Genomic DNA, 25259 nt, shown 5'->3' with positions numbered 1-25259 from the left:
GCCGCCGGCCTCCTGGACCCTAACGACCACCCGGGTTCGATCAGGGCCGGAAGCGGTATCCCATGCCCGGTTCGGTGAGCAGGTGGCGGGGGTGGGCGGGATCGGCTTCGAGTTTGCGGCGCAGCCGGGCCATGTATTGCCGCAGGTAGTTGCTTTCGGTGAGGTGCCGTGGGCCCCACACGTCGCGCAGCAGCGCGCGCTGACTGATCAGCTTTCCGGGGTGGCGCAGCAGATGTTCCAGTAGTTGCCATTCGGTGGGGGTCAGTCGCACGTCGGCCTCGCCGCCGGTGATGCTGCGGGCACCGAGGTCGATGGTGTGCTCTCCGATGGTGACGGTGGGCGGCGTATCGCCGACCGGTTGGGCGCGGCGGGTGACCGCACGGATGCGGGCGAGGAGTTCGTCGATGCCGAACGGCTTGGTGACGTAGTCGTCGGCGCCGGCGTCCAGTGCGTCGACCTTGTCGTGGCTGCCGGCGCGGCCGGAGAGCACGATGATGGGGATCGCGGTCCAGCCGCGCAGGCCCCGGATGACGTCGGTGCCGTCCATGTCGGGCAGGCCGAGGTCGAGGACGACGAGGTCGGGGTTGTTGCGGGTGGCGGCGCGCAGGGCGGAGGTGCCGTCGGGGGCGGTGTCGACGTCGTACTGGCGGGCGCGCAGGTTGATGCTCAGCGCGCGGACGATCTGAGACTCGTCGTCGACGACGAGGATGCGGGTCATCGACCGGCCGCCGTCGGCAACGAAATGATCATGGTGAGGCCGCCTCCGGGGGTTTCTTCGGGGGTCAGCGTGCCACCCATCGCCTCGGTGAGACCGCGGGACAGGGCGAGGCCGAGGCCGACACCGGTGTGGTTGTCGCGGTCCCCGAGGCGTTGGAAGGGCAGGAAGACGTCGCCCCAGCGGTCTTCGGGGATTCCGGGGCCGTGGTCGATGACGCGGATCTCGACGGCGGGGCCCAGCGAACTCGCGGTGATGACCGGCGGCCGGTCGTGCGGGCTGTGGCGCAGGGCGTTGGCGGACAGGTTGACGACGATGCGTTCCAGCAGGCCGGGGTCGGCGTGTAGGTATGGCAGGTCCTCGGGGATGTGCAGCCGCACGGTCCGGCCGGCCGGACCGAGGTCGTCGAGCGCTCTCGGCACGATCTCCTCGGCGCCCACGTCGATGGGTGCGATGCCCAGGGCGCCTGCCTGCAGGCGGCTCATGTCGAGCAGGTTGGTGACCAGGCGGACCAGCCGGTCGATCGATTCGTCGGCGGTGGCGAGCAGCTCGGCGCGGTCGTCGTCGTCGAAGTGGACGTCGGTGCTTCGCAGGCTGGCGACCGCGGCCTTGGCGGAGGCGAGCGGGGTGCGCAGGTCGTGGCTGACGGCCGCCAGCAGCGCGGTTCGCATGCGGTCGGCTTCGGCGAGCGGTTTCGCGGTGGCGGCCTCCGCGGTCAGCCTCTCCTGCCGTAGCGCCACGGTGGCCTGGGCGGCGAACGCCTCGACGATGCGTCGATCGCTGGCCTGCAGGGCACGGCCCTTGAGCAGAATGACCAGGTTGCCGTCGCCGGTGACCTCGGCGTCCGCGTCGGCCGGCCGGGTGCAGATCGGATGACCTACCTCCGCGACGACGGCACCGTCGTCCAGCAACGTCACCGAGTCGAGGGTGAATGTCTCGCGGAGTCGCTCCAGCAGCGCCATCAGGGGCCGCTCGCCGCGCAGGACGCCGCCGGCAACGGTCGCCAGGGTTTGTGCTTCGGCGCCGGCCTGTGCGGCCTGGCGGGTCGTGCGGGCGGCGGTGTCGACGACCCAGCTGACGGCGATCGCGATCGTCACGAAGATGGCGAGGGCGAGCAGGTTCTCGCCCTCGGCGATGGTGAACCGGCCGACCGGCGGGGTGAAGTAGTAGTTCAGCAGCAGCGAGCCGGCCACGGCGGCGAGCAGGGCCGGCCACAGCCCGCCGACGAGGGCGACGCCGACGACGGCGGCGAGGAAGATCAGGATGTCGTTGGTCAGCGAGAGCCCGGCGCCGAGATGCAGCAGCCAGGTGAGCGCGGGCAGGCCGAGCAGCACCGTCAGAAAGCCGGCGATGCGCCTGCTACGGGACAGCGCCGCGGGCGCACGCCGGGCGCGTCGCCCCTGCCCCGCGCGTTCGTGGGTCACCAGGTGGACGTCGATGGATCCGGAGAGCGCGGTGGTGGTGACTCCGACCCCGGCGGTGAAGAGCTGGGCGAGCCGGCCGCGGCTGGAGGCTCCCAGGACGATCTGGGTGGCGTTGACCGCGCGGGCGAATTCCAGCAGGGCCCGGGGCACGTCAGCGCCGATCACCTGGTGGTAGGTGCCGCCCAGGCTTTCCACCAGGACCCGATGCCGGGCCAGCGTCGCCGGGTCGGCGCCGGCCAGGCCGTCGTTACGGGACACGTGTACGGCCATCAGGTCGGCGCCCTTGGTCCGGTCCGCGATCCGGGCGGCGCGCCGGATCAGGGTGTCGCCCTCGGGGCCGCCGGTGAGCGCCACGACGACACGTTCCCGGGTCTCCCAGGTGACGTTGATCCGATGGTCGGCGCGGTACTTGTCGAGCTGGTCGTCGACCTTGTCGGCCAGCCACAGCAGGGCCAGTTCGCGCAGGGCGGTGAGGTTGCCGGTGCGGAAGTAGTTGCCGAGGGCGGCGTCGATCTTCTCAGGTTTGTAGATGTTGCCGTGTGCCATCCGCCGGCGCAGGGCCTCGGGGGTCATGTCGATGAGCTCGACCTGTTCGGCGGCGCGGACCACGGCGTCGGGCACGGTCTCGCGCTGCTCGACGCCGGTGATCTGCGCGACGACGTCGTTGAGCGATTCGAGGTGCTGCACGTTGACCGTGGTCAGCACGTCGATGCCGGCGTCCAGCAGGTCCTGAACGTCCTGCCAGCGCTTGGGATGCCGGGAGCCGGGCACGTTGGTGTGTGCGAGCTCGTCGACGACGGCGACCTCGGGCCGGCGGGCCAGGACGGCGTCGAGGTCCATCTCGGTGAATTCGGCACCACGGTAGGTCAGCGTCGCGCGGGGCAGCACCTCGAGGTCGGCGAGCATGGCCTGGGTGTGTTTGCGGCCGTGGGTCTCGACGAACGCGACGACCACATCGGTGCCGCGCTCGGCGCGCCGGTGTGCCTCCTCGAGCATGGTGTAGGTCTTGCCGACGCCGGGGGCGGCGCCGAGGTAGATGCGTAGTTCTCCGCGTGCCATCTCGGCACCGCCCTCCCTTTCGGTTACTTGCCGTCGAGGGCGAGGTTGAGCCGCAGAACGTTGACGCCGGGTTCGCCGAGGAAACCGAGCGCGCGGTCGTCGGTGTTGTCCGTGATCAAAGCCTGCACCTTCTCCGGGCTGAGGCCGCGTTCACGGGCGATTCGTGGCACCTGCAGTTCGGCGTACGCGGGGCTGATGTCGGGGTCGAGGCCGCTGGCGCTGGCGGTGACCGCGTCGGCGGGTACTGCCGGCTTCGCGGGGGCGTCGCCGCGGATCGGGGTCATCACGCCGCCGAGAGCCTGGTAGTCCTCCCCCGGCTTGGCGGGTTCGACGGTGACGCCCTCGTAGGTGGCGACGAACGGCGTACCGGTCTGGTTGACCGAGACGACCCGGGTGACCGGGCCGGTGAGGCCGTCGCGGCGGAACACCGCGAGGACGGCGCCGACGCCGTCGGCGGTGCAGTAGGGCCGCCGGCCGTCGACGCCCTCGAGCTTGCCGATCGCGACGCTGCGGGCGCAGACCTGGGTGAGCAGGCTCTGCGACGCGTCGTCGGGGTTGTCGGCGAGGGTGTCGACGATGCTCTCCGGGCCGAGGTTGCTGGCGGAGGTGGAGGTGGGGTCGTAGCCGTCGCCGGCCGCGGACGGCCGGCTCTGGAAGTAGCGCGGATCGGGGTTGCCGTCCGCGTCGGTGAACGCCTGCCCGATCAGCCGGCTGCCCACTGTGGTCTCCCCGACCATGACCAGCGAGCCGTCGGTGCGATCGGACAGACCGGGGATCCGGCCGACCCCGACCATGACGAGGGGGTAGGCGATGCCGAGCAGGGCGGTGAAGACGAGCAGGGCGCGCAGCGCGGCGAGGTGCTGGGCGAGCCAGGACGGAAGTCGCATGTCAGATCCCGGGGATGAACTGGATGAGCAGGTCGATGAGCTTGATGCCGAGGAACGGGGCGATGACGCCGCCGAGGCCGTAGACGAGCAGGTTGCGGCGCAGCAGCGAACTGGCGCTCGATGGCGTGTAGCGCACGCCGCGCAGGGCGAGCGGGATCAGCGCGACGATGACCAGGGCGTTGAAGATGACCGCGGACAGGATCGCCGAGCCCGGCGAGTGCAGCCGCATGACGTTGAGCGTGTCCAGGCCCGGATACACGCCGGCGAACATGGCCGGGATGATCGCGAAGTACTTGGCGATGTCGTTGGTGATCGAGAAGGTGGTCAGCGCGCCGCGGGTGATGAGCAGCTGCTTGCCGATCTCCACGATCTCGATCAGCTTGGTCGGGTCCGAGTCGAGGTCGACCATGTTGCCGGCCTCCTTCGCGGCCGACGTGCCCGTGTTCATCGCGACGCCGACGTCCGCCTGGGCGAGGGCGGGCGCGTCGTTGGTGCCGTCGCCGGTCATCGCGACCAGCCGCCCGCCCTCCTGCTCCTTGCGGATGTAGGCGAGCTTGTCCTCCGGGGTGGCCTCGGCCAGGAAGTCGTCGACGCCGGCCTCGTCCGCGATCGCCTTGGCGGTGCGCGGGTTGTCGCCGGTGATCATCACCGTGCGGATGCCCATCCGGCGCATCTCGTCGAAGCGCTCCCGCATGCCCGGCTTGACCACGTCCTTGAGGTGGATCACCCCCAGCGCGCGGGCCGGTCGCCCGGCGACGTGTTCGGCGACGACCAGCGGCGTGCCGCCGGTGGTGCTGACCATGTCGACGATCTCGCCGACCTCTTCGGTGGGGTGCCCGCCGTTGCTCCGGACCCATTTCATCACCGCCGCGGCGGCCCCCTTGCGAATCTTCCGGTCGCCGAGGTCGACGCCGCTCATCCGGGTCTGCGCGGTGAACGGCACGAACGTCGCCTGCGGCATCAGCCCGGGTTCGCGTTCGCGCAGGCCGAACTCGGTCTTGGCCAGGACCACCACGGAGCGGCCCTCCGGGGTCTCGTCGGCGAGGCTGGACAGCTGCGCCGCGTCGGCGAGGGTCGCGGCGGTGACGCCGTCCACCGCGATGAACTCGGCGGCCTGGCGGTTGCCGAGGGTGATGGTGCCGGTCTTGTCGAGCAGCAGCGTGTTCACGTCGCCGGCCGCCTCGACCGCGCGGCCGCTCATGGCGAGCACGTTGCGCTGTACGAGCCGGTCCATGCCGGCGATGCCGATCGCGGACAGCAGCGCACCGATCGTCGTCGGGATCAGGCAGACGATGAGCGACACCATGACGATGCCGGTGACGCCGTGCGCATCGATCGCCGCGGTGTCCGGGGCCGCCGCCTGGAACGCCTTGGAGAAGATGGCGAGGGGCTGCAGCGTGACCACGGACAGCAGGAAGATCAGCGTGAGCGCCGCGAGCAGGATGTTCAGCGCGATCTCGTTCGGGGTCTTCTGCCGGTTCGCGCCCTCGACCAGGGCGATCATCCGGTCCACGAAGCTCTCCCCCGGTCGCTGGGTGATCCGCACGACGATCCGGTCGGAGAGGACCTTCGTGCCGCCGGTCACCGCGGAGCGGTCGCCGCCGGACTCGCGGATGACGGGTGCGGACTCGCCGGTGATCGCCGACTCGTCGACGCTGGCGATGCCCTCGATGACGTCGCCGTCACCGGGGATGGTCTCCCCGGCCTCGACCACGACGATGTCGCCCTGCTTGAGCTCGGGTGCCGGGATGCGGCGCTCGACGCCGTCGACGAGCCGGCGGGCCGTCATGTCCTGCTTCGACTGACGTAGCGCCGCCGCCTGTGCCTTGCCGCGGCCCTCGGCGACGGCCTCGGCCAGGTTCGCGAAGACGACGGTGAGCCACAGCCAGACGGTGATGGACCAGGCGAGCACGCTCGGGTCGGTGATCGCCAGGGCGGTCGTGAACACCGCGCCGACCTCGACGAGGAGCATGACCGGGTTGTGCCACAGCGTGCGCGGGTCCAGCTTGCGAACCGCGGCGGGCAGCGAACGCCACAGCTGGGCCGGATCGAGCAGCCCGCCACCGACGCGACGGTCACCGGACGCGGCAGCCTTTCCTTCGGTCGGAGGCTTCTCCAGGGTGGGGGTGGTCATGACAGGCCTTCCGCGATGGGTCCGAGAGCGAGAGCGGGCAGGAAGGTCAGCGCGACCAGCACGACGGTGACGCCGACGACCATTCCGACGAACAGGGGTTGGTGGGTGGGCAGGGTGCCCTCGGATTCCGGGGTGGCCTTCTGCCTGGCCAGCGAGCCGGCCAGGGCGAGGACGAGCACCATGGGCAGGAACCGGCCGAGCAGCATGGCCAGCCCCAGTGCGGTGTCCCACCAGGGTGTGTTGACGGTGATGCCGGCGAACGCGGAACCGTTGTTGTTGCCCGCCGAGGTGAAGGCGTACAGCACCTCGGACAGGCCGTGCGGGCCCACGTTCAGGGCGGTCGAGTTGTTGCCGGTGGCGAACGCCGCCGCCGTACCGGCCAGCACGATCGTGGGGGTGACCAGGAAGTACAGCGACGCCAGCTTGATCTCCCGGGCGCCGATCTTCTTGCCCAGGTACTCCGGGGTCCGGCCGACCATCAGCCCGGCCACGAAGACGGTGATGATCGCGAGGATCAGCAGGCCGTAGAGGCCGGAGCCGACGCCGCCGGGTGCGACCTCGCCGAGCATCATGTTGACGATCGGCATCATCCCGCCGAACGACGTGTAGGAGTCGTGGAACGAGTTCACCGACCCGGTCGAGGTCAGCGTCGTCGCCGCCGCATAGGTGGCCGAATTCGGGATGCCGAACCGGACCTCCTTGCCCTCCATCGCGGCGCCGACCGCCTGCGGCACCGTGCCGCCGCCGTGCGTCTCGAAGCCGACGGTCAGCGCGACGGAGGCGAGCGCCAGGATGCCCATGACCGCGACGATCGCGTACCCCTGGCGGTTCTGGCCGACCATGCGGCCGAAGACCCGCGGAAGGCTGAACGGGATCAGCAGGATCAGGAAGAGCTGCAGCCAGTTGGTCCAGGTGGTCGGGTTCTCGAACGGGTGCGCGGCGTTGACGTTGTAGAAGCCGCCGCCGTTGGTGCCCAGTTCCTTGATCGCCTCCTGTGAAGCGACCGGGCCGCCGGTGATGTGCTGCGTCGCACCGGTCAGCGTGGTGACATCGGTACCGCCGGAGAGGTTCTGCACCATGCCGGCGACCATGAACACGATCGTCGCCAGCACGCAGATCGGCAGCAGGATCCGCAGCGTGATCCGGGTCAGGTCGACCCAGAAGTTGCCGAGCGTGCCGTTCTTGCGGGCGGCGAAGCCGCGGATCAGCGCCACGGCCACCGCGATTCCGACGGACGCGGAGACGAAGTTCTGCACGGCGAGGCCGGCCATCTGCACCAGGTGACCCATTGTCGACTCACCGGAGTACGCCTGCCAGTTCGTGTTCGTCACGAAACTGACCGCCGTGTTCCAGGCGATGTGGGTGGTGACCGGGTCGAAGCCCAGCGACAGCCACAGTTTGTCCTGCACACGCAGGAACAGGTAGAGGAAGAGGATCGAGACCGCCGAGAACGCCAGGACGCTGCGGGCGTAGACACCCCAGGTCTGCTCGGCGGACGGGTTCACGCCGACGAGGCGGTAGACGCCGCGCTCGACGATGGTGCTGCGGGTTCCGGTGACGACCCGGTACATGTAGTCGCCGAACGGCCGGTAGACCGCCACCAGGGCGATCATCAGCGTGACGACGAAGAGCCAGCCGGCCATCAGAACTTCTCCGGGAAGAGCAGGGCGGCGACCATGAAGGCGCCGAGCAGGACGGCCACGATCAGGCCGATGAGGTTGACGGCGCTCACCAGCGTTCGACCGCCCGGATCAGCACGGTCAGCGCTGCGAACAGCACCACCGTGATACCGACGAACACGAGATCAGCCACAAGGAGCTCCTAGACGAGGGGTTGCGTTATTGCCAAGGTCAGCACAGCGCGGATCGGGCCCCTTGTCATCGGTGTTAATGCGATGACTACGCTCCCGGAGCGATTCTTGACGCCTTTTTAACGCCCCCGGGCGGATCCGCCGCCGAGCCGGCCATCGCGGCCGCCGGCGTCGTCAGCGCGTCAACGTTTGGCCGCTTCGCGCATCAAAGGTGTTAATGTCCGGGCACGGCCCTACGGCGGGGCGTATACCTGCGGTCATGACCCTGCACATCGAGGTACCGTCCGGCGACGGGGCCCGGCACGAGGCCATCGTCGGCCTGCGGCTCAAGACGACCGTGGCGGGCAGTCACCTGCTCGAGCACCTGCGCGCCCAGCGTTTCGTGGTGGCGGCCTGGTGGATCGCCGCCGACATCGACGCGGTGGTGCTGCTGGCCGCGCCGAGCATGCGCGAACTGCACCGGGCGGTCGACGACCTGAGCCTGCTGGGCGGTGCGATGGAAACCTCCACGCACATGGTGTTGCGCCAGATAGCCCTGCAGCCTCAGTGAGACGGCGATGGGGCCGCCCGAACCGGGCGGCCCCATCCTCACACCAGCGGCAGGTTCGTCAGGCGACGCTGCGCAGCACGTCCTCGACGGTGGCCCGGCGCCGCAGGGTACGAGTCCTGCCGTCGGCGACGCCCAGCACCGGCGCCGCACCGAGTGCCGCGTCATCGCCGTGGTGGTAGGCGCCCGTGCCGGCTACCACCAGCAGATCGCCGGCGGTGAGGTCGGCAGGCAGTCGCGTGGTGGAGACCGGCGCGGTGCGGGATCGTCCGAGCGATGCCACCACGCTCGCGGGTCGCATTCCCGCCTGCGACAACCGGCCGATCAGCCGCACCGCATGCCTGTCGGCGCACGGCGAGTACGCGGCGCAGCCCGTGACACCCTCCACCGTCGCCGCCCAGGTTCAGTGCGGGCACCACGACCAGGCACCGTGCGCGGACCACCGCGGCGAACGCCATGGCCTCGCGCAGGCACGCCTCGAACACCTGGAATCGGATGAGCTGATGCCCGAGGGAGCAGTCGAGACCCGCCAGCACCACATTCGGTGAGGCGGCGATCGTCTCGATCGCTGTCAGCGCCGGTCCGGCGCCCAGGCGCAGCCCGTACCGGATCCGTGCCCGCGCGCCCGGGGCCGGCACGACCCGCAGCAGGACCCGCTGGCCCTGCGGAGCCCGGGCGGCGACGCGCTCGAGTTCGGCGATGGAGCCCGCCACGATGGCGGCGCCGCAGGCGTAGGCGGCATCGAGATCCATGACGGACTTCGCGCTGCCGTGCAGCACGAGCCGCTCGGGTGGGAAGCCGGCCAGCAACGCGGTACGCAGCTGCGCCGCGCAGGACACGTAGCAGCCGAGGCCGATACCGGCGATCCACCGCCCGGCCTCGACGGTCAGGCCCGCCTTCGCGCTGTAGGCGACCGTGCCCGCACCGAAGGCCCGCACGTACTCGTCGCACCGTGCCCGCACGTCGTGTTCGTCGAGCACGTGCGCGGGCGTGCCGTGGGTTCTGCCGAGCGCGGACATCCGCACCCCGCCGACCAGAAGATCCCCCTGGGCGCCCCAGCGGGCCGTCGACGGCCACACCTCGGCATCGAGTCGAGCGGGCAGCGAGGTCCGCAACGACGGCAACAGATCGGTCAGCGTCATCGCACCCACCCCGACGAAACGGAAAATGAGTTCATGTCTTGACGATGCTCGCCGTCGGTGACTCGCGGGAAGACGTTGATACGCGCCGTTGACGCGGGGATCACCGATGTTGACGCCGCGGATACGCCGGCACGTACCGGCGGGATCCGGGCGGCGGTGTAGTCCCACCCCAGCAGGCGTGCGGTCGCGGACCACAACCGCCTCGCCGCCGTGTCGTCACGGGCCTGCGGCGCCGGGTCGGCCGCCAGGATGCCCTCGTAGTAGCCGCCGTCGACCACGTCGGTGTCGGGGTCGGCGGCGCGCAGCACATGCGCGGCGCCGTCGGCCACCGGCAGGCCACCGGCGCCGTGCACGGCCGTGAAAGAGCCGGTGTCCACGATGCCCGGATGCACCGCGACCGCGGTGACACGCCGCTCTGCGGTCCGCGCGAGCATCCGGGTGAACAACACCAGCGCCAGCTGGGCCCCGGCGTAGGCCTCGACCGGCCGGCCCGCGCCGCGGCCCGGCTCGTCGAGGTCGAGCCGCCCGTCGCGGTGTACGGCATCGGCGAGCGTCACGATCCGCCCGGCGGCGGTGTTCAGCGCCGGGGCCAGCAGCCGGGTCAACGCGTACGGGGCGACGTAGTTGATCTGGAGGTTGGCGTCGATGCCGTCACCGGTCAGACCGGCGGGCACGAGGGTCCCGGCGTTGTTGACCAGCAGGTCGATCCGGCCATGCCGGCGTTCGAGGTGACCGGCCAACGAGAACACGTCGTCGAGCCGGCGAAAGTCCGCGCTCGCGGCCCGGAGCAGTCCGGGGTCGGCGCCGTCGCGGATGAGCCCGGCGACGGCGGCGTGCGCCTCGTCGGGCGCCGGCGCGTGCACGATGACGTAGGTGCCCCGGCGGGCAAGTTCCCGGCAGACCTGGCGGCCGATGCCACGGGATCCGCCGGTGACCACGGCGATACGCGGGTGCGGCATTGCGAGAATCACTCCTTGTCGGACAGGACGATGTCGTCATGCCGACCAGGCTTCCCGGCGCACCACCGCCAGCGTCCCCCGCGCCCGTCGCCGCGGGCAAGGATGTTGACGAGTTGTGCACGCCCCACCGGCCGACGTTCACCCCGTGTTGACGCCGCTCAGTCGCCCAGATGCACGACCGGGCGACGGCAGCGGTCCGGCTCGGCCCGGCGCAGCAGCGCCCGGACCTCCGCCGCGGTGCCGCCGACGCCGAACACGGCCGCCAGGGCCCGGGGCAGCCCGGGCGGCCAGGCGAACCCGCAGCGGATCCTGCGGCCGGTCGCCTCACCCAGCGCGAGCAGCACGGCGCTGATCGCGTACGGCACCGGCCGGTAGTGCGCGCGCAGGACTCCGCCCGGCTCCCCGAAGACCATCAGCACCGGCCCGGCGGGCGCCGTGGGAGTCACGTGCAGGCACAACCCGGCCGCCCGCGGGGCCGGTCCGGCGTACAGGTCGAGCACGCCGTCGCCCGGCCGGGCCGCGAGCAGGCGCCGCGCGGCGTCGTCGAAGTCGACGCCGCGGATCGGGGGTGGGGCGAACAACGTGGTGTCGATCACCGGGGCGCCCCGATCGGAAACCGCGGCTGGCAGGCGACCGAGAGCCTGTCCCCGCCGCCGTTCACGGTTCGTACTTCTGCATTGCTCACGTCGGTCCCTTCACCGCGTCCTGGTCGGCCACCGGCCATGCAAACGCGGCGCGGCCGGCCCCCACCACAGGATTCACGCGATCAATACGCCGGCGGCGGCGATATTCACGCCGCGTTGACGGATGCCGCCGACGGCGCGTGAACAACACGTCAACATCGACGGACAGGGCGTACCGAACGCGTCAACACCTCTGGCCGCCCATCTGCGCGCGCGTTGCGATTGCGGCACGGGATGCCGGCCCGCCCCCGCGGGCCATGGGTCAGAAGGAGTCAGGAATGCGTACTCGATCGGACAAGGACTCGACGACGGCGGCGGCGTTCGATCTCGCCAGAGGATGCGTGGTGGTTGTCGCGGCGGCTTTGGTCGCGGCCGCGGTCTTCGCACCGGCGGACCTGGGCGCGCGCCTGATGGTCATGGCCGGTACAGCCGGAGTCCTGGCACGGCTGCTCGCCGACTGGCGAGCCTGCGTCGCCGTGACCGTCTTCGCGACTCTGGTGTTCGTCGGGTTCATGGCTCACCAGTACGGTGAGCTCGCCGGCGACCCCTCGCCGTGGTCGCATACGATCGCCATCGGCTTCGCCGCCCTGATCGGCCGTGGCCAACGCTGGATTCACGCCGTCAACGCCCACGAGGCCGGCACACCGATGGCCGGTCCGCCGTGCCGGTGACAGCCAAGACCTCGCGACGACTGACCGCGCTGCTCGCCGACGGTCCGGTCACCGTGTTCCTCATGGACCTCAACGACTTCAAACCCGTCAACGACACATACGGGGCACGCCGCCGGCGACCGGCTGCGCACGAGGCGAACCGATATTGACGCGATTTTAACGTCCGCCACCGGCCGCGCCGCAGGCCTGCGATGAATACTTCTCAGGAACCCCTGCCACCATCCCTTGGGAGATTTCGCGTGACCGTTGCCACCCGTCCGCCAACCGAGCGCAACGGGCTGCGTGACTGGCTGCTGAGGGGCCTCAACGACCGCGCGCAGCACCACCAGGGCCCGCACGCCCAGCCCGAGCACGAAAAGCCGCATTCCTGGTGGCGGGTGATGTGCCTGACGGGCGTGGACTACTTCTCCACGCTGGGCTACCAGCCCGGCATCGCCGCGCTCGCCGCCGGGGTGCTCTCCCCGATCGCCACCCTGATCCTGGTCCTGGTCACGCTGCTGGGTGCGCTGCCGGTCTACCGCCGGGTCGCGGCGGACAGCCCGCACGGCGAGGGCTCGATCGCGATGCTCGTGCGGCTGCTCTCCTTCTGGAAGGGCAAGCTGTTCGTCCTGGTCCTGCTCGGCTTCGCCGCCACCGACTTCATCATCACCATCACCCTGTCCGCGGCCGACGCCACCGCCCACGTCGACGAGAACCCGTTCTGGCCTTCCTCGTTGAAGGGCCACGAGGTGATCGTCACGCTCGTGCTCGTCGCGCTCCTGGGTGCCGTCTTCCTGAAGGGCTTCACCGAGGCCATCGGCATCGCCGTCGGCCTCGTCGGCATCTACCTGGCGCTCAACGTCGCCGTCATCGGCGACGGCCTGTTCCGTGTGGTCACGCACCCCGACCAGGTCGGTGACTGGACCACCGCGCTGACCACGCAGCACGGCAATCCCCTGGTGATGGTCGGCATAGCCCTGCTCGTCTTCCCGAAACTCGCGCTGGGCCTGTCCGGCTTCGAGACCGGCGTCGCCGTCATGCCGCACGTCAAGGGCGACCCCGGCGAAACCCCACAGAACCCCGTCGGGCGGATCCGCGGCGCCAAGCGGCTGCTCAGCACCGCCGCCGGCATCATGAGCGTCTTCCTGATCACCAGCAGCATCGTGACCACCGTGCTGATCCCGCAGCAGGCCTTCGAGCCCGGCGGTGAGGCCAACGGCCGCGCCCTGGCATACCTGGCCCACGAGAACCTGGGCAACGTCTTCGGCACCGTCTACGACCTGTCGACCATCGCGATCCTCTGGTTCGCCGGCGCGTCGGCGATGGCCGGGCTGCTCAACCTGGTCCCCCGCTACCTGCCGAAGTTCGGCATGGCACCGTCCTGGTCCCGGGCGGTACGCCCGATGGTGCTGGTCTTCACCGGCACCGCGTTCCTGATCACGATCATCTTCGACGCGGACGTCGACGCACAGGGCGGCGCCTACGCCACTGGCGTCCTGGTACTCATCACCTCCGCGGCCACGGCGGTCACTCTCTCCGCACGCCGCAGGCGCCAGCACGGCCGGACGGTCGCATTCGCGGTGATCGCGCTGATCTTCACCTACACGACGATCGCGAACGTCGCGGAACGTCCCGACGGCGTCAAGATCGCCGGGTGTTTCATCGCCGGCATCCTGCTCGTCTCGCTGCTCTCGCGCCTGTACCGGGCCTTCGAGTTGCGCGTCACCCACTTCGAGGCGGACTCCGTCGCGCAGACCTTCCTGCGTGAGTGCGGCCGGCGCAAGATCAGGCTCATCGCCAACGAGCCGGACAGCCGCGACGCCCGCGAGTACAGCGCCAAGATCGCCCAGATCCTCGCCGACAACGACATGGCCGACGACCGGGACGTCATCTTCGTCGAGGTCACCGTCACCGACGCCTCGGACTTCGAGACGGAGCTGCACCTCAAGGGCGAGGTGCTGCACCACCGCTACCGCATCCTCTCCGTGCAGAGTTCCTCGGTGCCCAGCGCCATCGCCGCCCTGCTGCTCTACATCCGCGACACGACCGGCCGCCGCCCGCACATCTACTTCGAGTGGACCGAGGGCAACCCGGCCGCCAACTTCCTGCGCTATCTGATCTTCGGTCAGGGCGAGGTCGCCCCCGTCACCCGCGAGATGCTGCGCCAGGCCGAACCCGACCGCAACCGCCGGCCCCACATCCACGTCGGCTGATCGGCCGAAGGCCACCGCGGCAATCTCACGGAGCTGCGTATTCCGGCCGCGAGCAGGGTCTTCACCCACATATCGTCGGTATCGACGGATTCATTGGCAGCGCCGCGGCGAGGTCCGCCCGGTCAGAAGAGAGGAAAGCCGGTGCGCGCGGAGCCCTCGACCACGCCGACGGTGCGCCCGGCCGGTGGCCGCGAGACGGTACGAGCCGCCGCGGTGTTCGGCGCGCTGGGCGTCGTGTTCGGCGATATCGGCACGAGCCCGATCTACACGATCCAGACCGTCTTCAACCCCGCCGACCCTCATCCGGTCCCGGTGACCACGGCCAACGTGTACGGCGTCGTGTCACTGATCTTCTGGTCGGTAATGATCATCGTGTCGTTGACCTACGTGACGCTGGTGATGCGGGTGAACAACGACGGTGAGGGCGGCATCATGGCGCTGATCGCCATGCTGCGGCGCTGGGGCGGCACCGGGGGCCGCCGAGGCGCCGGGATCCTGGCCGCGGCCGGGGTCTTCGGTGCGGCGCTGTTCTTCGGCGACAGCATGATCACCCCGGCCATCTCGGTGTTGTCCGCGGTGGAAGGCGTCAAGGTCGTCCAACCGGGCCTGGAAGACCTGATCGTTCCCGCCACCGCGATAATCATCGTGGTGCTGTTCGCCTTCCAACGCCGCGGCACGGCCGCCGTCGGCAGGCTGTTCGGCCCGGTGATGATCGCCTGGTTCCTCGCCATCGGCGCCTGCGGCATCACGGGCATCGCCGGCAACCCCGCCATCCTGAAGGCGCTGTCGCCCACGTACGCGGTCACCTTCCTGGCCGGCCACTTCGGGGTGGCCTTCTTCGCGCTCGCCGCGGTCGTGCTCGCGGTCACCGGCGCCGAAGCGCTGTACGCCGACATGGGCCACTTCGGCCGCCGCGCGATCACCCGCGGCTGGTTCCTGCTGGTCCTGCCCGCCTGCGTGCTGAGCTACCTCGGGCAGGGCGCGCTGATCCTCGACGACCCGCAGCACATCAGCAGCCCGTTCTTCCTGCTCGCACCCGGCTGGGCACGCCTGCCGATGGTCCTGCTGGCGACCGCGGCGACGGTCATCGCCTCCCAGGCGGTGATCACCGGCGCCTACTCGGTGGCGTCGCAGGCCGCCCAACTCGGCTACCTGCCGCGACTACGGATCGCGCACACCTCGGAGTCGACCATCGGCCAGATCTACGTGCCGTGGATCAACTGGCTGCTGATGGTCTCGGTCCTCACCCTCGTCTTCGCCTTCCGCAGCTCAGCCGCGCTGGCGTACGCGTTCGGCATGGCCGTGATCGCGACCATCACCATCACCACCCTGCTGTTCTTCTACCTCGCCAGGGTCCACTGGCACACCCCACGATGGCTGGTCGGCATCGGCGGAGGCGCACTGCTCGCGATCGACCTGCTCTTCCTGGCCGCGAACCTGACCAAGCTCGTGCACGGCGCATGGTTGCCCCTGCTCATCGGCCTGACCGCCTTCACCGTGATGACCACCTGGCAGAAGGGCCGGCAGGTCGTCACCCGTGAACGCGAACGGGCTGAGGGTCCCCTGAGCGCGTTCATCGAACGGCTACGCGACAACAAGCCGCCACTGGCACGCATCCCGGGAACCGCGGTCTTCCTCAACCGCGGCAAACAGACCGCACCGCTGGCGCTGCGCGCCAACGTCGAACACAACCAGATCCTGCACAGCCAGATCCTCATCGTCTCGATCCAGACCCTGCCCATGCCCCACGTACCCGACACGCAACGGATCCAGGTCGACAACCTGGGCCACGCCGGCGACGGGATCATCCACGTCAGCGCCCAATTCGGCTACATGGACACCCCGGACGTCCCCGCGGCGCTGCGGCTGCTCGACCCCGAAGAGACCGAGGGACCGATCTCGCTCGACGACGCGTCCTACTTCCTGTCGAAGATCGAGCTCGCCAAGGGCCCCACGCACACCATGGCGGCCTGGCGTAAGCGGCTGTTCATCGCCACCTCCCACATCACGGCCGACGCGGCCGAGTTCCTCGGCCTGCCCCGCGAACGGACGGTGATCATGGGATCCCGGATCGACGTATAGACACCGCCACATCACGGTCCGCCGCAGGACATGCGAGAGTCCAGGGGTTGCATTCGGTACCCAGGTACAGGCTTACCGTCGAGTGGACGGCGCCGGTGCGGCGCCGGACCCGCTGCTCAAGGAGCCTGTGATGCCGTTCGCTGTCCCCGACGCCTGCACGCTGCCCACGGCCGAACAGCCGTTGCGGCTGGCCGAGTTCGACGACCTGTTCGCCACGGCGGTCCGCCGGATCGAGCCGATCACCGACACCCACGCCCGGATGCGCCTGACCGGCCCGCACGGGCTGACGGCCACGGTGCGCGACCTGACCGCGCGGGAGACCGAATGCTGCTCGTTCTTCACCTTCACCGTGACCACCGAACCCGCAGCCGACGGCGAGGCGCTGACCCTCGACGTCGAGGTCCCGGCGCAGCACGCCGACGTACTCGCGGCCCTCACCCAGCGGGCCGGCACGGTCTCGGCCCGGACGATGCCATGAGCACCGCGATGCCGGACCTGACCGAGCTTGCCGCCACCGCGCCCGCCGGGCCGGAGCACCTCCCGGGCGCGGTGAACCTGCCCGGCCGGCTGTCAGCGGAGCTCGCCGCCCGGCTCGCCCCGGACCGGGCGCGGACCGTGATCACCTACTGCTCCGGCCCGTCGTGCGGCCGATCCAAGGTCGCCGCCGCGGGGTTCATCCGGCTCGGCTATGCCGACGTGCGCGTCTACCACGGCGGCAAGGCCGACCGGGCTGCGGCAGGACTCCCGTTCGCTCACATCGGCCGCCCAGACGGAGAACCCACATGAGCCTGCCCGCCCCGCCACACCAGCACACGCGGCCGACGGTCGACAACACCCCACCGAAACGCAGCAAGGTCACCGGCGGTCTCGCCGCCCTCGCCTGCGCCGCGTGCTGCGCGATCCCGCCGCTCATCGCCGCCGGCCTACTCACCGGCGCCGGCGCCGCGATCCTGGAGCGGACGCTCCTCGCGGTCGCCGCCGCTCTGGTCGTCCTCGCGCTGGGCATGTGGTGGCTGCGCCGCAGCCGCACCGCCCGGCGTGCCGCCGTGGCCGGCAGCGGGTGCGGCGGCGGAGGTTGCGGCTGCTGAACCTGGCTGTGGCGCGGCTACCCCGCCGGTGCCGCCTACGGCGGCGTGTTCGTCGCCGGATCCCTCGGTTGGGCCATGGCCTTCGACAGGTTCCGCCCCGACCGCTACGACATCATCGGAGCCGCGTACGCACCACGCAGCACCACGTAGCGCTTTCAGCGGTGCTCCAACGTTCCGAATCGGCCGGCAGCTCGCAGGACATAGCCTTGGCGAATCGCACGCTGACCGACGCTGACGACATCACCATCGACCGCTGCGGTCGCCGGCACCGAGCACCAACCCACGAGCACGTCCCGCGTCGACGGCTCCGCGACCGCCGCCCGCTCGACCAGCCGCTCGACGTTGGTATGTCGCTTCGGTCCGCCTCGTCCCGTCGAGGTTGACGGTCTTCTCCGTCGGGACCAATGGCCCTGCCCGACCTTGAGACATCGAGCGATGATTGAACTAGAAGCCCACCGGTACCGGGGTGAAAGCCTCGGGTGGTGGACACGACGCGGCAAGCCGCTACGGCTGCTGTGGTGTGTCGCCACGGGTTGCCAGAAGTGCCCCGCCGGCGGGCTTTACGCCGCCGGAAATGCCCTGCGATGAGGGTCTCTCCTCCGGACTTACGGAATTCCCGCGCTAAGCGTAGTGGTGCCGAATGACCCTACTGGGCAGCAACCCGCAGGGTTGATCATATATGTGTGCCCGGAACGAACGGGCCGGGTGTGGCTGCAAGGAGGCGTCATGACGCGCATCGATCAACTCATCAGCCCGCAGGTGCACATCCACGGCGAAGTGGTGCCGGAGGCCGCTGAGTACGCGGTCGAGAAGTTCGTAGCCGCGTTGCACCACGCCCCTGGCCCGGTGCTTCGGGCGTCGTTGAATCTCGACGCGGCGGCTCCCGGCGATCGCGTGGACGCCCACGTGGACATCAACGGGGCCGGCGTTCACGTTCACGGCATCGGTTCGACAATGCAGGAGGCAACCGACGTGATGCAGGAACGGCTTCGTACGCGTCTGCATCGCTTGCGCCGTCGCCCGCGTCAGGGCCCGGCTGCCCCGCCGGTCACGATCTGCCGGGCAGTGGCGAGCGCTGGGTGAGAGCCCCTCGGGGGCGTGCGTGATCGTGTTCGCGAGACAGCCCACGTCCGTCGCGGGGATGAGGTTGCCGGCCACTTCCGGGTCGGCAGCGGCAAGGGCGTGGCGGACGGCCCTTGCCGCTGAAGGAGGCCTCTAGTCGATCCCGTGGAGGAGAGCCCTGAGGCGTCTGCGGAGCGGATCGCCCTTTCGGGCAACGCTGTCGCGGCCGGGCATTCTCGCGGGCTCGCCTTCGTTCGCTTTGCAGGAGCTGTCGGTCGGCGACCGTCCGGTCGAGGTCGCCCTCGCGATGTGGCCCGCGGCCGTTGCCGGTTCCGGCTGGTCGAGGAGTTGGCGCCACCGTGACCGGCGAGTTCGGACATGACACAGAGCGTGCGGTAGCCACGGTGCTCGCCTGACCGTGCCCCGTGAGGCACCGGTGGGCGGGCACGGTGACAGCGCGCCAGGTCATGCCCCGACGCTCTCGTGGACGACCGCAACGGTGCAGGCGGACTGGCGTAGGACGTGCTGGCTCACCGAGCCGAGCAGCATCCCTCTCAGGGCACCACGGCCGCGGGTGCCGACGACGAGGAGCTGGTCAGGAGCTGTCCGCGGCGCGGAGCCGGCGCAGCGTCGGGTCCGGCTCGGTGCCGACCGGCGCGAGCCGCAGTTTGGCGTCCACCGCGATGACACCTCCAGGGCCGGCGAGTACCGGGTTGAGGTCCAGCTCGGCGATCTCGGGCAGGTCTTCGGCGAGGCGGCCGAGCCGTAGCAGCAGGTCCTCGAGTGCTGCCGTGTCCACCGGCGGGGCGCCGCGGAAGCCGGTGAGCAGGGGCGCCGAGCGCAGGTCACGCCACATTCGCCCGGCGTCGAGGTCGGTGAGCGGGACCAGCCGCAGGCTGCGGTCACTGAGCAGGTCGGTGCGGACGCCGCCGAGGCCGAGCACGATCACGGAGCCGAACAGCGGGTCGTGGACGACGCCGGTGTACAGCTCGAGGGGCTCGTCGATCTGTTTCTGCACCAGGATGCCGGCGCCGGGCCGGCCGGCGGCGGCGACGGCCGGGAACGCGGCCCGCACCGCGGCCGGGTCGGTCAGCCCGGTTCGCACGCCGCCGGTGTCGGTCTTGTGGACGAGGTCGGGGTCCGCGGATTTGAGCACCACGGGGTAGCCGGCCTGATCCGCGGCGTCGACCGCGGCGTCGGCGTTCGCGACGGTCACTGCGGGCAGGATGGGGATTCCGTAGGCCGTGAGGATCCGCGCTGTCCGGCTGTAGGGCAGCCATCCGGCGCCTTCCTGCAGGGCCTGGTCGACCTCGGTACGCGCTGACGCGGCGTCGATGCCGGCGAGGTCCGGGCGGCGGCCGAGCGGTTGGCGGCGCCAGTGCGCGTACGTCGCGGCGTGGCCGAGCGCCCGCACCGCCCGTTCCGGGACGTCGTAGACCGGAGCTCCGCGTACGCCGAACCTGGCCGGGGTTTCCGCGCAGCCGGCGAGGGTCACCGCGACGGTCAGGTCGGGATGCGCGTCCACGACGGGTGCGAGCGCGGACAGGATCTCGTCGGGTCGGTTGGCCCGTGTTCCGATGATGACCAGGAGCACCGCGTCGGCCTCGCCGCTGTCCGCGACGGTGGCGGTCACCGCAGCGAACGCTGCCGGTGACGCGCCGGCGCCGAGGTCGATCGGATTGTCGAGGCTCGCGGCACCCGGTGCGGCCTGGTCGAGGAGCAGGCGGGTCGCGGGGCTCAGCGCGGGCACGGTGAGCCCGGCGGTCTCCGCGGCGTCGGCGGCGAGCACGTTGAGGCCGCCCGCGTTGCCGATGACGGCAAGGCGCCGTCCGGTGGGCAAGGGCTGATCGGTGAGGATCCGCGCCGCGTCCATCAGGTCGCCGAGGTTCGCCGGGCGGACGACACCGGCCTGGGCGAACAGCGCGTCGACGGTCGCGGCCGGCGCGGCCGCGGCCGCGGTGTGCGAGGCGCCGGCCCGCTGTCCCGCGTCGGAGCGTCCGCTCTTGATCGCCAGGACCGGCTTGCGGCGGGCGAGGGCCCGGACGGTACGGGCGAACTTGCGGGGGTTGCCGAATGACTCGAGGTAGAGCGCGACGGCCGTGGTGGCGGGGTCGTCGTACCAGTAGGCGATGAGGTCGTTGCCGCTGACGTCGGCCTTGTTGCCCAGCGAGACGAAGGTGGAGATACCCGGCCCGGTGCGGATGGCGTTCTCCAGCAGGGCAATGCCGACAGCGCCGGACTGCGACGCGACCGCGAGCCCGCCCGGCGGTGGAGGCGCGGGGGCGAAGCTGGCGTCGAGCCGCACGCCCGGATCGGTGTTGATCACGCCGAGGCAGTTGGGTCCGACCAAGCGGATGCCGTGGGCGCGAGCCAGCCGGAGCACCTCCTGCTGGCGGCGAACGCCGTCCGGTCCGGCTTCACCGAGCCCGGAGCTAAGAATGACGGCGCCCCGGACGCCGACGGCGCCCGCGTCGGCGAGGACGCCCGGCACCTCGTCAGCGGGCACCGCGATGACCAGCAGGTCGACCGGCCCGGGCAGCTCCTTGACCGAGCGGTAGCCGGCGACATCGTCCACGTCGGAACCGGTGCGGTTGACGGCGTACAGGTTGCCGGCGAAGTGGTAGTCGCGCAGTGCGAGCAGGGTCTCCCGGCCGACGCCGCCTGGGCGGTGGCCGGCGCCGACCACCGCGACCGAGGCGGGCGAGAGCAGGGCGCGCAGCGAGGCGCGTTCTGCGGTGCGGTCCCGGCTGTCGATGGTGAGCTGTGTCGCGTCGTCGATGTCGATGTCGAATCCGACGTCGACGACGCCGTAGTCGAACCGGGACCAGGCGTGGGAGGTCAGGCCTCGGGCGACGCGCAGCATCCGGGTATTGCCCGGCAGTACTTCGCCGACCAGTTCTTTGATGCCGCACCGGTGGGCCCGATAGGCCAGGTGTTCCAGCAGGAGGGTGCCGATGCCGCGGTCCCGTTGTGGCTCGGCGACGAAGAGTGCGAACTCGGCGCGGCGGCCGGTTCGCTCGCAGGAGGCGACGCCGACGAGGTCGTCGCCCTCGAATGCGAGGACCGCGAGGTGCTTGTCGGTTTCCGGTAGGCACAACCGGTCCACCTCGGCGGCCAGGGCAGTGGACCCGGGCTGGGCGAAGAACCGCAGGCGTAGGTCGTCCGGCGAGGCCGTGTCGTACAGCGTGGCGAGTGCGCTGCGGTCGGTGGGGCGGACGGGCCGGAGGGTGACGATCCCGCCGTCGGCGGTGAGCGCGTCCACGCCGTGGCCGTCCGTCTCGACGATGGCGGTCACGGCTGCCGGGCCAGGTAGACGGGGCAGGACGCGTGGTGCAGCAGGTGCAGGCCGACGGAGCCGCGCAGGGCACCGGCGACGACGCCGCACCGGCGGCTGCCCACGACGACCAGTTGCGCGGTACGGGAGGCAGCGACCAGCGCGTCGGCGGCGCCGTCGCGGGTCAGCACGGTCCCGACCGGTACGTCGGGGTATTTGACTCGCCACGGCTCAACCCGTTCGTCGAGCCGAGCCTGTTCGGCGACGTCCGGGCCGCGGGTGTCGACGTCCGCCATGATGGTGGACGGCCAGAGCGGGATCACCGGCAGGTGCGACCGGACGACGATCAGGCCGACGCCGCGGTCGGCCGCCGCCTCGAAGGCCGTCTTGAGGACGTCGTCGGCGGCCGGTGAGTCGTCCACGCCGGCAACCACCGGGCCGTCGGGCCTGGCGTCGCCGTCACGGACGATAACCACGGAGCACGGGGCGTGCGTGGCCACCCGCCGGCTGACGGAGCCCAGCAGCAGGCCGGCGAGCCCGCCACGACCGCGGCTGCCCAGCACCAGCAGGTCTGCCCGCTCCGCGATCTCCAGCAGCCGTTCGGTGGCGGGCCCGATGACGATGTCCGTCCGGACGTCGACGTCCGGAGCTGTCTCCAGGGCCTGCCCGCGGGCCTCGGACGTGACCGCTCGAGCGAGTTCGCGCGCAACGTCGATGTCTTCGCTGCAGATGTCGACGCGGGATTCCTGTCGGATCCAGTCATAGGCGTGCACGATCTGCAGGGGCAGATGCCGTCGCTGTGCCTCACGCACCGCCCACTGCACGGCCGCCTTGCTCGCGGTGCCGTCGGTGCCGACGACGATGGCGGTGGTCCTCATGGCTCCCCCTCGAGTGCTCGATTCCATCGTCAGCCCGGGACGGCCCTTCGCGGCAGTGCGTCAGGTCACCCGCGAACGGGCCGAAGGTCCCGCTGTGCACGCCGGTGGACGAGGCGCAGCGCAAGCCCCGGGAGCACGGCGACGACCGCACACGCCAGGAGCTCCGGGGCGGTCAGCGCCTCGGTTCCCAGCAGCGCCCGCAAGGGAGCCAGCAGCACGCCGGCGACCTGTAGTACCGCGGAGATCGCCACCGCGGCGAGCAGCGACCAGTTGCGTCCGGCGCCGGGCACGCCCCTGGCCCGTACGGCGAGGGCGACACCGAGCTGGGCGAGTCCGAGGACCATGAACATGACGGACTGCCACGGCCGGTCGAGCCGGTGTGCGGTGACGCCGGCCGCCAGCACCACGGTGGCCAGGCACAGGCCGCCGGCGAGGACGCTGCGGAGCAGGCCGTCGCCGAGGACGGACTCCTGCGGCGACCGCGGCCGGCGGTCCAGCACGTCGGCCTCGGCCGGCTCGGCGCCGAGGGCGACACCGGGCACGCCGTGGGTGAGCAGGTTGATCCAGAGCAGCTGGCCGGGCAGCAACGCCAGCGGCATGCCGAGCAGCGGGCCGCCCAGCATGACGAGCAGTTCGGCGATGCCACCGGAGAGCGCGTAGCGCAGGAAGCGGCGGATGTTGTCGTAGATCCGGCGCCCCTCGCCGATGGCGTCGGCCACGGTCGCCAGGTTGTCGTCGACCAGGACCAGTTCGGCGGCCTGCCGGGCGACCTCGGTGCCGCCGCCCATGGCCACGCCGATGTCGGCGCGGCGCAGCGCGGGCGCGTCGTTCACCCCGTCGCCGGTCATCGCCACCACCTCGCCGCGCTGCCGCAGCCCCGCGATGATGTCCAGCTTCTGCTCGGGCTGGGTGCGGGCGTAGACCCTGGCGTGATCGAGGTCGTCGGCGCCGAGCGAGCCCTCGTCGCCGCGGACGACGGTGTCGTCCGGCCCCATCAGGCCGAGGTCGGTGCCGATCGCCGCGGCGGTCGCGGGGTGGTCGCCGGTGATCAGCACCAGGCGTACGCCGGAGCGCGCGAACGCCGCGGCGGTGTCCCGGGCTGTGGCCCGCAGCGGGTCGCCGATGCCCAGCAGCCCTGCGGTGCGCAACGGCGGCGGATCGGCCGGATCCGGCCTGGCGGTGGTGACCGCGGTCGCCACGGCCAGCACCCGCAACCCGCCGGTGGCGAGTTCGGCCGCCGCGTCGAGAAGTGCGGCGTCGGCTCGGGGGGCAAGCAGCGACTCCGGAGCGCCCTTGCGCACCACCAGATAGCCGCCGGTCTCCTGGCGGTGCACCGTCGTCATGGACCGCGTGGCCTGGTCGAAGGGTTGCTCGCCGACGCGCGGCGCGGCGGCTCGTTCGGCGGCGGTGTCCAGACCGCAGCGCGCGGCGAAGGCCACCAGCGCGGCTTCCATGGGATCACCCGCTGCCGCCCACTCGGTTCGGCCGGGTTCCGGCGCCATCAGCTCGGCGTCGTTGCACAACAGGCCGGCCCGGGCGAGACTGCGTAGCTCGCCGGGTATCGGCGTGATCTGGCCGTGCTGCCGGATCTCACCGGCCGGGCGGTATCCGGTGCCGGTGACGGTGTAGTCGAGGCCGTCGGCGGTGACGGCCTGCTGCACGCTCATCCGGTTCTCGGTGAGTGTGCCGGTCTTGTCCGAGGCGATGACGGTGACCGAGCCGAGTGTCTCGACGGCGTGCAGCCTGCGTGGGATGGCCTGGGTCTGTGCCATCCGGCGTGCCCCGAGGGCGAGGGTGAGCGTGACGACGGCCGGCAGGCTCTCCGGGACGGCGGCGACGACGAGGCTGACCGCCGCGACGGCCATCCGCGCGATCGGCTGGCCGGCGAGCACGCCGAGCGCGAAGACGACTCCGGAGACGGCGACGGCGGTGACGCCGAGCGCCCGGCCGAGGCCGGAGATGCGGCGCTGCAACGGTGTCGGTCCCGGCTTGGTGTGCGCGACAAGCTCGGTGATCGCTCCGAGCGAGCTGGCCGCGCCGGTGCGCACGACGACTCCCGCCGCGCGCCCGGTGGTCAGGACGGTACCGGCGGCCGCCTCGGCGCCGGGGTCGTGGTGGACCGGCACCGATTCTCCGGTCAGCGACGACTCGTCGAAGGTCGCGCGCATCGCCTCGGCGAGCCGCAGGTCGGCCGGGACGATGTCGCCGGCCTCGAGGCGAACCAGATCGCCGCGGACCAGGTCGGCGGCCGCCAGGATCTGGTCGTGGCCGTCGCGGACGACGCGCGCGGTGGGTGCGGCGAGCTGGTCGAGGGCGGCGATGGCCGCGTCGGCGCGGGTCTCCTGCACGACGCCGATGAGCGTGTTGATGGTGACCACCAGGACGATGACCGCCGTGTCCGGCAGATCACCGAGGAGGGTGGTCACCACGGCGGCGGCGATCAGGAGGGCGACGAGCGGGTCCGCCAGTTGCCGGCCGATCCGGCCGAGGAGGTGTCGAGGCGCCGGTGCGGCTACGAGGTTCGGGCCGTCCGCGGTGAGCCGAGCACCAGCCTCCACGGTGGTGAGACCGCGCGCCGGGGCGGGAGCGGTGGTGTGCACGGGCGTCCTCTCGTCGGTTCTGCCCTCAGATTCCGCCGCCGGGTCCTCCGGG

22 protein-coding genes and 2 pseudogenes are annotated in these 25259 nt (G+C 71.2%); 10 read left to right on the top strand and 14 right to left on the bottom strand.

The annotated features are described in order from the left end of the window. Positions 1 to 40: 40 nt before the first annotated feature. The 6 genes from BJ971_RS17615 to kdpF are packed head-to-tail and all read right to left on the bottom strand — an operon-like array spanning position 41 to position 7951. Positions 41 to 718 (bottom strand): response regulator, encoded by a 678-nt coding sequence (locus BJ971_RS17615; protein ID WP_184994350.1) that lies wholly within the window; start codon positions 716 to 718, stop codon positions 41 to 43. Continuing rightward, positions 715 to 3198 carry a DUF4118 domain-containing protein gene (locus BJ971_RS17610; protein ID WP_184994349.1) on the bottom strand — a complete coding sequence of 828 codons (2484 nt, stop codon included), beginning with the start codon at positions 3196 to 3198 and terminating at the stop codon, positions 715 to 717. The genes BJ971_RS17615 and BJ971_RS17610 overlap by 4 nt, the downstream gene beginning before the upstream one ends. Positions 3199 to 3221: 23 nt before the next feature. Next, positions 3222 to 4085 carry a potassium-transporting ATPase subunit C gene (locus BJ971_RS17605; RefSeq protein WP_184994348.1) on the bottom strand — a complete coding sequence of 288 codons (864 nt, stop codon included), beginning with the start codon at positions 4083 to 4085 and terminating at the stop codon, positions 3222 to 3224. A 1-nt stretch (position 4086) separates the two neighbouring features. After that, on the bottom strand, positions 4087 to 6219 hold the full coding sequence (gene kdpB, locus BJ971_RS17600) for a potassium-transporting ATPase subunit KdpB (protein ID WP_184994347.1): 2133 nt from the start codon (positions 6217 to 6219) through the stop codon (positions 4087 to 4089). Beyond that, the gene (kdpA, locus tag BJ971_RS17595) at positions 6216 to 7862 is read right to left on the bottom strand and encodes a potassium-transporting ATPase subunit KdpA (RefSeq protein ID WP_184994346.1); all 1647 of its coding nucleotides are present in this window, start codon (positions 7860 to 7862) and stop codon (positions 6216 to 6218) included. The genes kdpB and kdpA overlap by 4 nt, the downstream gene beginning before the upstream one ends. Beyond that, entirely contained in the window at positions 7862 to 7951 is a 90-nt protein-coding gene (gene kdpF, locus BJ971_RS42170) for a K(+)-transporting ATPase subunit F (protein ID WP_041840852.1), read from the bottom strand. Before kdpF ends, kdpA begins: the two co-directional genes overlap by 1 nt. Positions 7952 to 8288: 337 nt before the next feature. Here kdpF and BJ971_RS17585 point away from each other — a divergent pair, with 337 nt between their 5' ends. Further along, on the top strand, positions 8289 to 8579 hold the full coding sequence (locus BJ971_RS17585) for an Lrp/AsnC ligand binding domain-containing protein (RefSeq protein WP_184994345.1): 291 nt from the start codon (positions 8289 to 8291) through the stop codon (positions 8577 to 8579). Positions 8580 to 8637: 58 nt separating this feature from the next. Here the strand turns inward: BJ971_RS17585 and BJ971_RS17580 are convergent, their stop codons facing one another. The 4 genes from BJ971_RS17580 to BJ971_RS17565 all read right to left on the bottom strand — a co-directional run bounded on the left by BJ971_RS17580 (position 8638) and on the right by BJ971_RS17565 (position 11273). Next, positions 8638 to 8778 carry a hypothetical protein gene (locus BJ971_RS17580; RefSeq protein ID WP_184994344.1) on the bottom strand — a complete coding sequence of 47 codons (141 nt, stop codon included), beginning with the start codon at positions 8776 to 8778 and terminating at the stop codon, positions 8638 to 8640. Then, complete coding sequence (locus BJ971_RS17575) at positions 8741 to 9718, bottom strand: type III PLP-dependent enzyme domain-containing protein (protein ID WP_184994343.1); 978 nt, start codon at positions 9716 to 9718, stop codon at positions 8741 to 8743. The genes BJ971_RS17580 and BJ971_RS17575 overlap by 38 nt, the downstream gene beginning before the upstream one ends. Continuing rightward, positions 9715 to 10677 carry an SDR family NAD(P)-dependent oxidoreductase gene (locus BJ971_RS17570; protein ID WP_184994342.1) on the bottom strand — a complete coding sequence of 321 codons (963 nt, stop codon included), beginning with the start codon at positions 10675 to 10677 and terminating at the stop codon, positions 9715 to 9717. The genes BJ971_RS17575 and BJ971_RS17570 overlap by 4 nt, the downstream gene beginning before the upstream one ends. 158 nt (positions 10678 to 10835) lie before the next feature. Beyond that, complete coding sequence (locus tag BJ971_RS17565) at positions 10836 to 11273, bottom strand: hypothetical protein (protein ID WP_184994341.1); 438 nt, start codon at positions 11271 to 11273, stop codon at positions 10836 to 10838. A 365-nt stretch (positions 11274 to 11638) separates the two neighbouring features. Here BJ971_RS17565 and BJ971_RS17560 point away from each other — a divergent pair, with 365 nt between their 5' ends. The 9 genes and pseudogenes from BJ971_RS17560 (at position 11639) to BJ971_RS17520 (ending at position 18476) form a co-directional block, all read left to right on the top strand. Continuing rightward, positions 11639 to 12031: a hypothetical protein gene (locus BJ971_RS17560; protein ID WP_184994340.1), complete on the top strand. Its 393-nt coding sequence runs from the start codon at positions 11639 to 11641 to the stop codon at positions 12029 to 12031. Then, positions 12028 to 12180 carry a hypothetical protein gene (locus tag BJ971_RS17555; RefSeq protein ID WP_184994339.1) on the top strand — a complete coding sequence of 51 codons (153 nt, stop codon included), beginning with the start codon at positions 12028 to 12030 and terminating at the stop codon, positions 12178 to 12180. Before BJ971_RS17560 ends, BJ971_RS17555 begins: the two co-directional genes overlap by 4 nt. A 42-nt stretch (positions 12181 to 12222) precedes the next feature. After that, entirely contained in the window at positions 12223 to 14223 is a 2001-nt protein-coding gene (locus BJ971_RS17550) for an APC family permease (RefSeq protein WP_377885392.1), read from the top strand. Between the two features lie 141 nt (positions 14224 to 14364). Next, the gene (locus BJ971_RS17545) at positions 14365 to 16305 is read left to right on the top strand and encodes a potassium transporter Kup (RefSeq protein ID WP_239087597.1); all 1941 of its coding nucleotides are present in this window, start codon (positions 14365 to 14367) and stop codon (positions 16303 to 16305) included. A gap of 130 nt (positions 16306 to 16435) precedes the next feature. Continuing rightward, positions 16436 to 16783: a hypothetical protein gene (locus tag BJ971_RS17540; protein ID WP_184994337.1), complete on the top strand. Its 348-nt coding sequence runs from the start codon at positions 16436 to 16438 to the stop codon at positions 16781 to 16783. Continuing rightward, complete coding sequence (locus BJ971_RS17535; protein ID WP_184994336.1) at positions 16780 to 17091, top strand: rhodanese-like domain-containing protein; 312 nt, start codon at positions 16780 to 16782, stop codon at positions 17089 to 17091. The genes BJ971_RS17540 and BJ971_RS17535 overlap by 4 nt, the downstream gene beginning before the upstream one ends. Beyond that, complete coding sequence (gene merT / locus BJ971_RS17530; protein WP_184994335.1) at positions 17088 to 17393, top strand: mercuric ion transporter MerT; 306 nt, start codon at positions 17088 to 17090, stop codon at positions 17391 to 17393. Before BJ971_RS17535 ends, merT begins: the two co-directional genes overlap by 4 nt. A 30-nt stretch (positions 17394 to 17423) precedes the next feature. Next, positions 17424 to 17543: pseudogene (locus BJ971_RS17525) on the top strand (YnfA family protein); the annotation flags it as partial. Between the two features lie 576 nt (positions 17544 to 18119). Then, a complete protein-coding gene (locus tag BJ971_RS17520; protein WP_184994334.1) occupies positions 18120 to 18476 on the top strand; it encodes a hypothetical protein in 357 nt (118 codons plus the stop codon). Positions 18477 to 18920: 444 nt separating this feature from the next. Here BJ971_RS17520 and BJ971_RS17515 read toward each other — a convergent pair. From BJ971_RS17515 to BJ971_RS17500, 4 genes and pseudogenes are all read right to left on the bottom strand, one after another. Beyond that, positions 18921 to 19073, bottom strand: a pseudogene (locus tag BJ971_RS17515) (universal stress protein); the annotation flags it as partial. Further along, the gene (locus BJ971_RS17510) at positions 19051 to 21750 is read right to left on the bottom strand and encodes a GNAT family N-acetyltransferase (RefSeq protein ID WP_311772765.1); all 2700 of its coding nucleotides are present in this window, start codon (positions 21748 to 21750) and stop codon (positions 19051 to 19053) included. The pseudogene BJ971_RS17515 and the gene BJ971_RS17510, both read right to left, overlap by 23 nt. After that, the gene (locus BJ971_RS17505) at positions 21747 to 22607 is read right to left on the bottom strand and encodes a universal stress protein (RefSeq protein ID WP_184994333.1); all 861 of its coding nucleotides are present in this window, start codon (positions 22605 to 22607) and stop codon (positions 21747 to 21749) included. Before BJ971_RS17505 ends, BJ971_RS17510 begins: the two co-directional genes overlap by 4 nt. A 65-nt stretch (positions 22608 to 22672) precedes the next feature. After that, entirely contained in the window at positions 22673 to 25207 is a 2535-nt protein-coding gene (locus BJ971_RS17500; protein WP_239087183.1) for a cation-translocating P-type ATPase, read from the bottom strand. Positions 25208 to 25259: the final 52 nt, after the last annotated feature.

Origin of the sequence: Amorphoplanes digitatis (assembly GCF_014205335.1) — a bacterium.
Classification (GTDB): domain Bacteria; phylum Actinomycetota; class Actinomycetes; order Mycobacteriales; family Micromonosporaceae; genus Actinoplanes; species Actinoplanes digitatus.
This window is presented reverse-complemented; position numbering and strand designations above follow the sequence as displayed.